The following is a 12043-nucleotide window of genomic DNA, read 5'->3' as shown; positions in this document are numbered from 1 at the left end:
GTAGGTTTAACGCAGGAAATGAAGGCGGTAAGCGCCCGTTCAATAACAGAAAAGAGGGAAACAAGTGCCAACGCCAAGCATGGAAGATTATTTGGAACGCATTTACCAACTGATTGATGAGAAGGGATATGCTCGTGTCTCGGACATCGCAGAGGGTTTAGAGGTGCATCCTTCGTCCGTCACCAAAATGATTCAGAAGTTGGATAAGGACGATTATCTTGTATATGAGAAGTATCGGGGACTGATTTTGACACCAAAAGGGAAAAAGGTCGGCAAACGGTTGGTTGATCGCCATCAGTTATTAGAGCAATTTCTGGATATGATTGGGGTTGAGAAGGACCTGATATATAAAGATGTGGAAGGTATTGAGCATCATTTGAGCTGGGATTCCATCACCCGTATCGAAACATTGGTTGAATATTTTCGTCGGGATGAAGATCGCTTGCGCCAGCTTCATGACATACACAAGGAATTGAGTGGAGATTCCTAAAAGCATCTGTCCTTATGGACGATGCTTTTTTATTTGTCCCGACCGCAACAAATATCCGGTGATTAGCGTCTATCCATTATATAGCAGGACAAGATAGGGGTTAAAATTAACAGGGTTAGCGGAGGATTGTAATAATATGAATCGAAAGAAAATAGTGGCATTGGCTGCAGGCCTACTCTTAGCAGTGCAGACTGCCATCGTTCCTGGAGTTCAAGCAGCTCCAACTGGTGATATTGAAATTATATTGGACGGACAGTCCCTGCAAAGCGACGCGTCACCGTATATTGTACAGGGAGCCAATGTTACGATGGTTCCTTTGCGCGTGATTAGTGAGGGAATGGGCGCTCAAGTCAACTGGTCGGAATCGTCCGGTATGGTAACGATTACGGCTCAGAACAAAAATATATCTATGGAGAACGGTGCACAAAGCGCTACGGTGAATGGCAAGTCAGTTCGACTGGATGCATCTGCCCGTATGACAAGCGGGAGAGTCATGGTGCCTCTGCGTTTTGTTGGAGAAGAGTTGGGATTAAAAGTGGATTGGCAAGCTTCAGAGCGAGTCATTACGTTAAGCAGTGGTAAGGAAGGTGTCTCAACGGGTGGGAGTAGCTCAGCGGGAAACAGTGCTTCCACATCAGATACGTCTGCATCTGGCAATCAGGAGAGTGTAAGTACGGATCAGGGAGCCAGCGATAATGAGCAGACGGTTGTCACTTCACCGTCAACGTCTACTAGTGAGGACGGTTCAAGTTCTTCACAGGCAAATGTTGTTCAGGTAAAGGCTTCAACTTCCATGCGTGGGGCATGGATTTCTACCATCAATGGAGATTGGCCTTCTTCCGCTGCCCGAAGCAGCTCCGAGAAGCAAAAGCAGGAGTTTACTAAAATGCTCGATGATTTGCAGGGGATGGGCATCAATGCGGTATTTGTTCAGGTTCGTGCCAGCGGTGATGCGCTCTACCCGTCGAGTCTCGTACCCTGGAGCAAGTATTTGACCAACACCCAAGGTAAAAATCCAGGCTATGATCCCTTGAAATTTATGATTAGCGAATCGCATAAGCGAGGGATGGAATTCCATGCCTGGTTTAATCCGTTCCGTGCGAATTCTACAGGAACAACCAGCGGTTTGGCTGCAAACCATTTGGCTAATCAGCACCCGGACTGGATTGTTAAGAATGGTAGCCAATTGTACATCAATCCAGGAATTCCGGCTGCACGTCAGCATGTCATTGCGGCGATTATGGAGGTCGTGGACGGATATGATATTGACGGCGTCCATTTGGACGATTATTTTTATCCTTACAGCGGGACTTTTGATGATGATGCGACCTTCAAAGCATATAATGCCAACAAAATCTCTAATAAGGGCGACTGGCGGAGAGATAATGTGAACAGTTTTGTTCGCGATTTGGGCAAAAGCATTCATGCCAGCAAGTCTAAAGTTCAATTCGGAATTAGCCCATTTGGAGTGTGGCGCAACAAATCTCAGGACTTAACGGGTTCAGACACGAAGGCAGGCGTTACAGCGTATGATACGACGTTTGCGGATGTGAGAACCTGGATTAACAAAGAATGGATTGACTATGTAGCTCCACAAATTTACTGGAGTATCGGTTTCCCTGCGGCTGGATATGACAAGCTTGTCGCATGGTGGTCCAATGAGGTCAAAAATTCAGATGTTAAGCTATATATCGGTCATTCTCCGTATAAAATCGGCACCCCTGAAAAGGGCTGGCAAACGGCTCAAGAGCTAATTAAGCAGCTTGAACTGAACAAAGATTATAAACAGGTCAAAGGGGATATTTACTTTAGTGCACAGCATTTGCGTAAAAATCCATATGGACTCATTCAGCTTCTTCAAAATTATTATCAAATGTGATATAAATTGGATCATATAGGTTCTATTTGGGCCTCCGTTCTCATAGATAAGCAGTAGAACTGCTTACTCCCAAGAGAACGGAGGTTTTTTGATCTATGCTGATCAATGCTGTGTTCCAGGGTGGAGGGGTTAAGGGAATTTCGCTGGCGGGTGCAGTTAAGGCTGCGGAGGAGCATGGAATTGTATTCAATCGTTTAGCAGGTACATCATCAGGTGCTATTGTAGCTGCTTTATTGGCTGCGGGATACTCTGCGGATGAAATGAAAGCCGTAATAGAGAAAACCCCCTTGGTTAAGTTGTTACGACGTTCTCCAGTGTTCAATATTAAGTGGGTTGGACCAGCAGCTCGTATCTTTCTTAAAAAAGGTCTCTATTCAGGGGAGGCACTGGAGCACTGGGTACGTGAGCTGTTACGAGCTAAGGGAGTGCGTACGTTTGCGGATTTACCTCCTGGCAAACTGCGCATTATTGCATCAGATATCACGAATGGACGCATTCTGGTGCTTCCTGAGGATATCAAACGTTTTGGTATAAATCCTTCTTCACTGGAGGTAGCAAAGGCCATTCGGATGAGCACAAGTATCCCTTACTTTTTTGATCCCGTTATGTTAAGACTTGATTCTGCACTTGCCAAGGGAAAAACCTTTTCCCAGCAATTTGTATTTGTAGTTGATGGGGCTTTACTAAGCAATTTGCCTTTGTGGCTTTTTGATGAGCCTGTAAATGAACGTGAGGCCAAAACGATTCCAACGGTAGGGTTTCAAATGGTGGGCAAGACGGGTACGGAGACCAAAGTTTCTTATATACGGGGTCCTTTGACCATGCTGCAGGCTATTTTCGATACCATGCTATCAGCACACGATGAACGATATATTGAGCAGGAGAATCGGTATCGGACGATTAAAATTCCAACATTGGGGATCCGCACTGCACAATTTAACATTTCTACAGTGCAAAGTGATTTGCTGTATGCTTCCGGTGTGCAGGCAGGGGATGCTTTTTTCCACAAATGGAGCATCACTTCTTACCAGCAGCAGTATAGCAAATACCAATTGATGAAGGATACCATGTACGCTATGAAATGAACACTAATTGGCAGTTAAAGTAATTTAAAAGGGTGTGAAAAAAGGAGCCTCTTCCCGTCATATTTTAATACGCGGGTGACGGCTCCTTTGTGTTGCATTTTAAAGGATGATTATTATCGTTAATGATATTTAGGTTGTTCTTCTTCATTTTTGCCCTTGGAACCTTCAATCACATGAAAAGGATACGCTTTGCGCTTGCCCGTAGTCTGCTGCTTACGTGCGTTGGCTGTTTTGGCCATGGTGCGCACAGAGGGTTTGATTTTGGGAGTACGATTGCTTTGTCCTGGCAGGTATTTGTATAGCAGAAATATAACTGCAAAAACAAGGACGGGAATGAGTAAACTCATGAGAAAGCCCCAACTTCCTCTCCACAGCATATCCACAATCCCATATGCACCCAAAGCAAGGGTAAGCCAGAAAATAACAGCATGTCTGTTCATTATTCACTCATCCTTTCACAGGATCAAGGGCAGGACTGTTGAAGGTCTCCTTTACAGGTACATTTTCCAACTCAGCATCCAATTCAAGCATACGCTTAAATGAGGCAATGGATACCTCCACTTGATCATCAGTCGGTTCTTTGGTGGTAAGTAGTTGCAGCCACAGACCGGGGTAACCTAAATAACGAAGTACCGGAATTTCACGAAGAGCATTGGTCAGCTTGAGAAATTCAAAAGAAAGCCCCAGTACGATCGGAAGCAGTAGAAGCCGTTGCCCCATACGCTCCCACAGATTATCGTAGGTGAATAGGGAATAGACAAGTACGCCGATGATCACGGTCAGCATAATAAAGCTGCTACCGCAGCGGTAATGCAGACGGCTGTATTTTTGCACATTGGCCGGAGTTAGTTCTTCCCCAGCTTCGAATGCCGTAATTACTTTATGCTCTGCACCGTGATATTGAAACAATCGTTTAATTAACGGAGTTTGGGAAATGCCCCATAAATAAGCTAGCAGCAGAATCAGCTTAATGGCTCCTTCGGCGAGGTTATGCAAAATTTGGCTGTGAAACAAGCCGTCGAACAGGAAATTCTCTACAATAACCGGAACGAGGGTTAACACAATTTTGCCGAACAAAAAGGAAATAATCCCGACTGCCGCTACACCGATCATCATACTCAGACTCCAACGGGACTCTTCTTTTTTCTTTTGTTCAGCGCGTTCTTCCGGATCTACTTCATCATCAGCATACGCATCGGCTGAATAGTTCAAATGCTTGGTACCTTTGGCGCTGGAGTCGATGATGCTTACAATCCCCCGCAATAAAGGAATTCTGCGGAATTTGGATACCCAGGATTGCTCCTTACGTGGTACTTCCAAATATGTGATTTCGCCAGTTTTGCGGCGAACTGCCGTGACATTGACACGCTTGCCGCCGAACATGACACCTTCAATGACTGCCTGACCACCGTAGCTCACAGGCTTGGATGCTTGTGACAACCGTCTCACCTCTCTTAATACATGCTTTTTTGTATATTGTATCGAATTTGGAAGGGAATATCTAGTTAGATGAAACTGGTGTAACCACAGGCTTATAAAAAAAGCATTTATGGAGCGTCAGACTGCTCACATAAATGCTACTCATTATAAAACTTCGGAAACAACCTATTGCGTAATTGCCCCAACAACCTGGTCAACCAGTCCTTTTGATGAGAGGGGGCCGCCAAATGTCCATGTCGTACCGTTCAGTGGATAGGTGCGTTTTTCTTTAACGAAATTCAGACCGTTCCAGACCGAATTATTTTTCATAGGTGCCCCGAAAACATCATCGTCCGGCTGCACAATATAGATAAAGTTGCTGTTCTGAACAGCAGACAGAGCTTCAATACCGACGGTTGTAAAGCCATACGGTTCAACTTTGCTTGGTTTCCAATCATTAATCATACCGATCTTGGCCAGTGTTGCCACGACCACTGAGTTATCCGAAAACATACGGAGGCTGGCCGCATTTTGCGAAGTGAAAGCTTGTGTCAGTACATAATGATAATCCGATTTGCCAGCAGCGGCGAGCTTTTCTTTGGCTTCAGCATAATGCTGATCCAGTTCGGCAAGCACCTGCTTAGCTTTTTCTTCTTTTCCCAGAGCAACTGCGATGCTATTAAAAATTTCTACCATTTTATCATGATCGTAGCCATTACCATTGTTCAGATTATATTCGATCGTAGGAGCGATGGCCTTAAGTTGCTCATAGATAGCTTCATTCCCATCAACATTGGAAATGATCAGATCCGGTTTCAATGCAGCAATTGCTTCCAGATTCGGCTCGTTACGCGTGCCGACATCGACCACGCTACTATCCAGAGCCGCCTCCGGTGTCACGTATACCTTGTAGTTGGCATTGTCAGCATTACCCACCGGCTGAACGCCCAACGCAACCAAATCCTCTGTAAATGTCCATTCCAGCACTACGACACGCTGTGCGGGCTTGTCGAGCGTGATCTCACCACGATTATGCTTTACCGTCACAGGACCGGTCGCTGTGTCAGTCGGTTTACTACCCGATGTGGCTACCTGATCTTTGTCCGATGCATTGTCGGCTGCTCCGCAACCTGCCAGAGTGAGCGTAAAAACCATTAACAATAAAATCCCGATGAATCCCTTTTTCATAGAAGCGTTCTCCCGTATATATGTTTTTATAAAATGATAATGATTATCATTTTCACCATTATATTATGATAGAGGATTGAAATTTTGTCAATGTAAAAAACGGGTCCGTACCCTCAAGTCGAAAGCTGCCATTATTCAGCATTCCTGTTCATTGTTAAACTCTCCTCCCTTGGAGCATACTACCAGCAAAATGGAATGCAGAATCCGATGGAAGTACATGCATATCCGATTGCGATAGTCTTTACGATGGGAAAAAGTTTTCATATTGAAAGGGGATTAAACAACATGAGCGAAACCTTCTCTATACCCAAGATAGGACATGAACAGGAGCAACCTCGTGGATCTCAGGATCAACGTAATCATAACGACAGTGGTAGAGGCAGGCAGCAGTCAGGCAAAATACATACGCCTCTCATTCCTTTTGCGCTTGAGTTGGGTTTTTTTTCGGGTTTGCTCTGGGGATTGCTGCGCTGGCTGTTTTATAAGTTGCACTTTACTGTAGTAGCGCCTGGCTTTCTCGCAGAGCCTTTTTTCAAGCATTCATTTATGAACACCATGGCGGGACATCTGGTAGGGCTACTGTTTTTTATTGGATTATCCGTCGTAGCTTCACTGGTGTACACTCTGTTGCTGCGCAGATTTAAGGGTCCTTTACCCGGCATTGTGTATGGCCTGATTTGGTGGGTTGTTTTATTTGTATTAACAGGTCCTAAGCTAGGGATGATGAATGCTCCTGATCGGTTAACATGGAATTCCCTGTATACGGAAATTTGTGTGTTTTTACTGTGGGGACTATTTATCGGATATACCGTTGCTGTCGAGTATACGGATGAAAGAAAGCGCGAGCCTGAGAAAGCTGAGGGCTGAACGTAACAAAAACTTCTCAAGCGCCTATTCCCTGTGTTAAAATAGCATTTGGTTATTTGACAGAGGGGAGCGGAATGAAAGATGAAGAATGACCGGGTGTTAAAGCTGCGGCAGGCGCTGGGCGAGCATAATCTGCGGGCTATGCTGATTACTAGCCCTGTCAATCGTCGATATTTGACAGGCTTCACAGGTTCGGCAGGTTATGTGCTGATTACGGAATCCCATAGCTATTTGCTGACTGACTTTCGCTATATGACGCAAGCGACCGAACAAGCCGAAGGCTTCACGGTAGTGCAGCACGCTGCACAGGTCATGGAAACGGTGAAAGAATTGCTGTCTTCCCATCAGATCAGCGAAACAGGCTTTGAGCAAGACGCTGTAACTGTTGCGACGCATAAAGCTTATAGCGAAGATTTGTCACCTATTTCACTGGTTCCGGTGTCGGGCATTGTAGAGAAATTACGGGTGTACAAGGATGCGGAAGAGCTGGAAGTGATGCAGCGGGCAGCGGATTTGGCAGATGCTACTTTTGCACACATTTTACCTTACATCAAACCAGGTGTCAGCGAGCGTGAGCTGGATCTGGAAATGGAATTCTTCATGCGCAAGCAGGGAGCTACATCCTCTTCATTTGACACAATTGTGGCTTCTGGAGTTCGTTCGGCATTGCCTCATGGCGTAGCCAGTGCTAAGTTAGTACAAGCAGGCGAGCTGATTACGTTTGATTTTGGTGCGTTGCTGGATGGCTATTGCTCCGATTTGACACGTACAGTGGCCACACAAGGGGATTTAGCGCCCCAGTTGCGTGAGATCTACGATATTGTACTCAAGGCGCAACTTCACGCACTTGAACATATTAAGCCGGGCATGACAGGCCGTGAAGCGGATGCACTGACCCGGGATATTATTGCAAGCCATGGCTATGGAGACAATTTCGGGCACAGTACAGGTCATGGTCTGGGTCTTGAAGTACATGAATCTACACGCCTGTCGAAGGCGAGTGATGATATTCTGGAGCCGGGTATGGTGGTAACGGTCGAGCCAGGTATCTATGTGCCTGGATTGGGCGGTGTACGGATCGAGGATGATATCGTTATTACAGATAGCGGCATCAAATTATTAACACATTCGAGCAAAGAATTTACAGTCGTTTAATAACGATAACAGTCCTGTAGGAGGGGTATTTTAGTGATTAACGTTAATGATTTTAAAACAGGTTTGACCGTCGAGGTAGACGGAGATATTTTTACGGTGCTGGATTTCCAACACGTAAAACCGGGTAAAGGTGCAGCATTCGTACGCTCCAAGTTGAAAAACTTGCGTAACGGTAACACCGTTGAACGTACATTCCGTGCGGGTGAAACGATCGGTCGGGCGCAAATCGAAAATCGCGGTGTATCTTATCTGTATGCTAGTGCAGACGATCATACATTCATGGATAATGAAACATATGATCAATTCACATTGTCCAGCGATCAACTGAAATGGGAACTTAACTTCCTGAAAGAAAACATGAATGTAAATATCGTTAGCTATAACGGCGAAATCCTGGGTATTAACCTGCCTACCAGCGTTGAACTCAAAGTAATCGAAACAGAACCAGGTATTAAAGGTAATACAGCTACAGGTGCTACCAAAAATGCCAAATTGGAAACGGGTTTGAATGTTCAAGTTCCTTTGTTCATTAACCAAGATGACGTATTGTTAATTGATACACGTGACGGTAAATACATGTCTCGCGCATAAAATTTGCTGCTTTTAGATTTCCTCTGTCCTTGTAAGGGCAGGGGATATTTTTATAAGCACTAATATTAAAAAACAATGGCTCCGCACAGCACTTTCATATTATACTGTACTAAAGTTATTCCGCAGGATGTCACGTTCAAGTCGTTGGGTGCCATCTCAAGGTTACATACTGAGTCTGAGGGAGTGAATATCGTTGTCTTTGTATGTCATGAAATTCGGAGGCAGTTCCGTCGGTGACACGGAGCGCATGAAACGCGTGGCAAAACGCGTTGTTGAGAAACAGAGTGAAGGGCATCAATGTGTAGTGGTCGTTTCCGCAATGGGAGACACGACAGACGAACTGATTGACCAGGCCAAATTGTTGAATGAGCAGTTGCCTGCACGTGAGTTGGATATGTTGATGACGACAGGTGAGCAAATTTCAATCGCCTTGTTGTCGATGGCTATTCAGCAGTTGGGTCATGAAGCGGTATCGTTTACGGGATGGCAGGCTGGTTTCCGTACTGAATCTGACTTTGGTCGAGCACGAATTACGGACATTCAACCTCAGCGAGTGCTGGAAGCACTGAGCAGCAACAAGATCGTTGTTGTAGCTGGCTTCCAAGGGATGTCTGCAGAGGGAGACATTACAACGCTGGGACGTGGTGGCTCTGATACGACGGCGGTTGCGCTGGCGGCGGCGATTCAAGCGGATGCCTGCGAAATTTACACGGATGTGGACGGTATATATTCAACTGATCCACGGATCGTAAAAGTTGCTCGTAAGCTAAAAGAAATTTCTTATGATGAAATGCTGGAATTAGCCAATCTGGGTGCAGCTGTATTGCATCCTCGTGCGGTAGAATATGCTAAACATAACCGGGTACCGCTGATTGTGAGGTCCAGTTTTAACCATAATGAAGGAACGGTCGTAAAGGAGGATGCAGTAATGGAACAAGGCGTTGTAGTCAGTGGGATTGCATATGATAAAAATGTAGCAAGAATCAGTATTTTGGGCGTCGCCGATATCCCCGGTGTACTGGCGAAAGTATTTGGAACACTGGCGGCAGCCAAAATTGATGTAGACATTATTGTACAGAGCGGGGTTGAAGCTGGTAAAGCGGATTTCTCCTTTACAGTAGCTCTGACGGATCGTGAAGCAGCACTGAAGACGCTGGAAGGTATTCGTGGAGAGCTTCCGTACCGTGAAGTAACGTCTGAGGAAAACCTGGTGAAGGTATCCATTGTAGGTGCAGGAATGGTTAGCCATCCAGGTGTTGCTGCGCAAATGTTTGCCGTACTGGCAGAGCAAGGCGTTAGCATTAAAATGGTAAGCACATCTGAAATCAAAGTATCGTGTGTAATTGAAGCGGGTAAGCTTCATGAGGTTATTCAGGCGTTGCATACAGCTTATAACCTGGACACCGAGGAGCAAGCGTTTGTGGGTGGACCGCAAGACCGTCGTTAATAACTGCAACGTGATCTAGACACTGAATATGGCTAATGTGAACGATGCTTATGACAGATAAAGGTTGATACATTATATGCCCTCTATTTATAGTTTGATAAATCATAGAATACAGCAGTAGGTTAAGAGGTTGTTCCATCAGTGAGAGTTAAACTGAGGGGAAGCCTCTTTTTTTCTGAATCTATCTTTTCTACCCAAGGGTTTCCCTTAGCCGACAAGGCTTTGAGAGGCCCTTTTTTATTTGTGCAAATTAGAGAATGGTGCTTAAACAAGCGGGAGAAAGGTCTGTTGAGTGTTGATAGGAGTTAGCAAAAGTTTGCCTAGGTTTTCAATATATTTTCGGCATAAAAAGCGAGAGTCAACCATAGACTTGTCTTAAAGAAAAAGGACAACTGTGAGGGGGCTGCATCGGTATGGAATGGCTGGAGTTATTTCCCGAACCGTTGCACGGTATACTCGGAAGGCTTCCAGAAACGGTATTTGAGCAACTGGAAGAAATCCGGGTCAGGGAAGGAAGGCCGTTGGAAATTAATGCAAACGGTGAACATCATTTTGTAACGTCTGCTGGTCAGCTGACTTTGAACCATGTGGAAGCCTATAAGCCTGACCGTGAGGATGCCCACCGACTGCTGGATTTTATCAGCAATCATTCCCTCTATACGATGGAAGAGGAGCTTCGTAAAGGGTTTATTACGATCCCTGGCGGTCATCGTATTGGCTTGGCAGGGAGAACCGTGCTCAACCGAGGACGAGTGGAGCATTTGAGGGATATAAGCAGCTTTAATGTAAGAATTGCGCGTGCAATTCCCGGCATAGCTGATCGGATATTGCCTTATGTAGCAGATCGAATGTCCGGGAAAATCCGGCATACCCTCATTTTGTCCCCTCCTCAGCATGGCAAAACGACACTGCTTAGGGACTTGGCTCGGCAACTCAGTTACGGAGGGATGGAAAGCCATGGGGGGCGACGGAATGGACTCAAGGTAGGCATTATAGACGAACGCTCTGAGATCGCTGGTAGTCACAAAGGTATCCCGGGTTTTGATGTCGGGCCTCGCACCGATGTATTGGACGGATGTCCGAAAGCAGAAGGCATGATGATGATGATCCGCTCGATGTCACCGGATGTCCTCATTGTTGATGAAATCGGACGACCGGAAGATGCGGAGGCGGTGCGCGAAGCGCTCCATGCAGGCATTGCAGTCATTGCTTCCGCACATGGTCGCGATGTGGCTGAAATGGCGACCCGGTCTGCTTTTGCTGGATTAACTACAGGACAAGAGCTATTTCAACTCTACGTCATGCTGGAGCGGACGAGCCGGGGCGTCTCATTCCGACTGGCAGATGCCAAGCAACGCAGGCTTACACTGTCTGGAGAAGGGCAGAATGGGGGTATCTCCTATGCTTAAGCTGCTGGGTGCAGCCTTGGTTATACTGGCCGCTACGCTGGCAGGTTGGCAACGGGCAAGGCAGTTTGCAATGAGGCCGCGGCAAATCAGGGAGTTGATTCTTGCGCTGCAAAGATTGACCACCGAGGTTTCCTACGGGGTGTCTCCGCTACCAGATGCTTTCGCCAAGACAGGAGAGCCCTTGCGAGAGCCCTTACGCACTCTGTTTCAGCAAGCCTCACGCTGGATGCACCCCTCTTTTGGCCTGACTGCCAGAGAAAGCTTGCATAAAGCCATTGAAGACTCGTGGAGCCGTTCCTCTATGAAGCAAGCCGAGAAGGAAGCGATGCGGCAGCTTGCTTACAGTCTTGGAACCAGCGACCGTGAAGACCAGATCAAGCACATTGCGTTGACCATCCAGCAGTTATCCCATGAGGAAACGCAGGCGCAGGCAGATCAGGTGAGGTACGAGCGTATGAGCAGGAGCCTGGGACTGCTGATCGGAGCATTGATCGTCATTTTGATCTATTAGCG

13 protein-coding genes are annotated in these 12043 nt (G+C 46.2%); 9 read left to right on the top strand and 4 right to left on the bottom strand.

The features are described 5' to 3' along the window. Positions 1-64 precede the first annotated feature (64 nt). From mntR to MHH57_RS15105, 3 genes are all read left to right on the top strand, one after another. Entirely contained in the window at positions 65-490 is a 426-nt protein-coding gene (gene mntR / locus MHH57_RS15115) for a transcriptional regulator MntR (RefSeq protein ID WP_029517241.1), read from the top strand. A 136-nt stretch (positions 491-626) separates the two neighbouring features. Beyond that, a complete protein-coding gene (locus MHH57_RS15110; RefSeq protein ID WP_342434269.1) occupies positions 627-2369 on the top strand; it encodes a family 10 glycosylhydrolase in 1743 nt (580 codons plus the stop codon). Positions 2370-2464: 95 nt separating this feature from the next. Continuing rightward, entirely contained in the window at positions 2465-3454 is a 990-nt protein-coding gene (locus MHH57_RS15105; RefSeq protein WP_029517243.1) for a patatin-like phospholipase family protein, read from the top strand. A gap of 119 nt (positions 3455-3573) precedes the next feature. Here MHH57_RS15105 and MHH57_RS15100 read toward each other — a convergent pair whose 3' ends face one another. From MHH57_RS15100 to MHH57_RS15085, 4 genes are all read right to left on the bottom strand, one after another. Then, a complete protein-coding gene (locus tag MHH57_RS15100; protein ID WP_029517244.1) occupies positions 3574-3894 on the bottom strand; it encodes a hypothetical protein in 321 nt (106 codons plus the stop codon). Positions 3895-3901: 7 nt separating this feature from the next. After that, positions 3902-4894 (bottom strand): DUF1385 domain-containing protein, encoded by a 993-nt coding sequence (locus tag MHH57_RS15095; protein ID WP_342434268.1) that lies wholly within the window; start codon positions 4892-4894, stop codon positions 3902-3904. A gap of 165 nt (positions 4895-5059) precedes the next feature. Next, complete coding sequence (locus MHH57_RS15090; protein ID WP_340932527.1) at positions 5060-6061, bottom strand: iron-siderophore ABC transporter substrate-binding protein; 1002 nt, start codon at positions 6059-6061, stop codon at positions 5060-5062. 135 nt (positions 6062-6196) lie between these two features. Further along, the gene (locus MHH57_RS15085) at positions 6197-6325 is read right to left on the bottom strand and encodes a hypothetical protein (protein ID WP_340885770.1); all 129 of its coding nucleotides are present in this window, start codon (positions 6323-6325) and stop codon (positions 6197-6199) included. A gap of 21 nt (positions 6326-6346) precedes the next feature. Between MHH57_RS15085 and MHH57_RS15080 the strand changes: the two genes are divergently transcribed. The 6 genes from MHH57_RS15080 to spoIIIAB all read left to right on the top strand — a co-directional run bounded on the left by MHH57_RS15080 (position 6347) and on the right by spoIIIAB (position 12041). Beyond that, positions 6347-6928 (top strand): YqhR family membrane protein, encoded by a 582-nt coding sequence (locus tag MHH57_RS15080; RefSeq protein ID WP_340885767.1) that lies wholly within the window; start codon positions 6347-6349, stop codon positions 6926-6928. A gap of 81 nt (positions 6929-7009) precedes the next feature. Continuing rightward, entirely contained in the window at positions 7010-8083 is a 1074-nt protein-coding gene (locus MHH57_RS15075; protein ID WP_340885765.1) for a Xaa-Pro peptidase family protein, read from the top strand. 33 nt (positions 8084-8116) lie between these two features. Next, the gene (gene efp / locus MHH57_RS15070) at positions 8117-8674 is read left to right on the top strand and encodes an elongation factor P (protein ID WP_029517249.1); all 558 of its coding nucleotides are present in this window, start codon (positions 8117-8119) and stop codon (positions 8672-8674) included. Between the two features lie 193 nt (positions 8675-8867). Then, positions 8868-10121 (top strand): aspartate kinase, encoded by a 1254-nt coding sequence (locus MHH57_RS15065; RefSeq protein ID WP_069012730.1) that lies wholly within the window; start codon positions 8868-8870, stop codon positions 10119-10121. Positions 10122-10534: 413 nt separating this feature from the next. Then, positions 10535-11530, top strand: a complete 996-nt coding sequence (gene spoIIIAA / locus MHH57_RS15060; RefSeq protein WP_029517251.1) for a stage III sporulation protein AA — start codon at positions 10535-10537, stop codon at positions 11528-11530. Next, positions 11523-12041, top strand: coding sequence for a stage III sporulation protein SpoIIIAB (gene spoIIIAB, locus MHH57_RS15055; RefSeq protein WP_342434267.1), 519 nt, complete (start codon positions 11523-11525; stop codon positions 12039-12041). Before spoIIIAA ends, spoIIIAB begins: the two co-directional genes overlap by 8 nt. Positions 12042-12043: the final 2 nt, after the last annotated feature.

The organism is Paenibacillus sp. FSL H7-0442, assembly GCF_038593105.1.
Classification (GTDB): Bacteria; Bacillota; Bacilli; order Paenibacillales; family Paenibacillaceae; genus Paenibacillus; species Paenibacillus polymyxa_D.
Note: the sequence above shows the minus strand (reverse complement) of the source record. Positions and strands in the feature narration are given on the sequence as shown.

Bases quoted from the DNA above. Each gene is read 5' to 3' on its own strand.
- MHH57_RS15105 (WP_029517243.1), top strand. From the start codon at position 2,465: ATGCTGATCAATGCTGTGTTCCAGGGTGGAGGGGTTAAGGGAATTTCG.
- MHH57_RS15100 (WP_029517244.1), bottom strand. From the start codon at position 3,894: ATGAACAGACATGCTGTTATTTTCTGGCTTACCCTTGCTTTGGGTGCA.
- MHH57_RS15075 (WP_340885765.1), top strand. From the start codon at position 7,010: ATGAAGAATGACCGGGTGTTAAAGCTGCGGCAGGCGCTGGGCGAGCAT.
- MHH57_RS15090 (WP_340932527.1), bottom strand. From the start codon at position 6,061: ATGAAAAAGGGATTCATCGGGATTTTATTGTTAATGGTTTTTACGCTC.
- MHH57_RS15085 (WP_340885770.1), bottom strand. From the start codon at position 6,325: ATGAAAACTTTTTCCCATCGTAAAGACTATCGCAATCGGATATGCATG.
- spoIIIAA (WP_029517251.1), top strand. From the start codon at position 10,535: ATGGAATGGCTGGAGTTATTTCCCGAACCGTTGCACGGTATACTCGGA.
- MHH57_RS15080 (WP_340885767.1), top strand. From the start codon at position 6,347: ATGAGCGAAACCTTCTCTATACCCAAGATAGGACATGAACAGGAGCAA.
- spoIIIAB (WP_342434267.1), top strand. From the start codon at position 11,523: ATGCTTAAGCTGCTGGGTGCAGCCTTGGTTATACTGGCCGCTACGCTG.
- MHH57_RS15110 (WP_342434269.1), top strand. From the start codon at position 627: ATGAATCGAAAGAAAATAGTGGCATTGGCTGCAGGCCTACTCTTAGCA.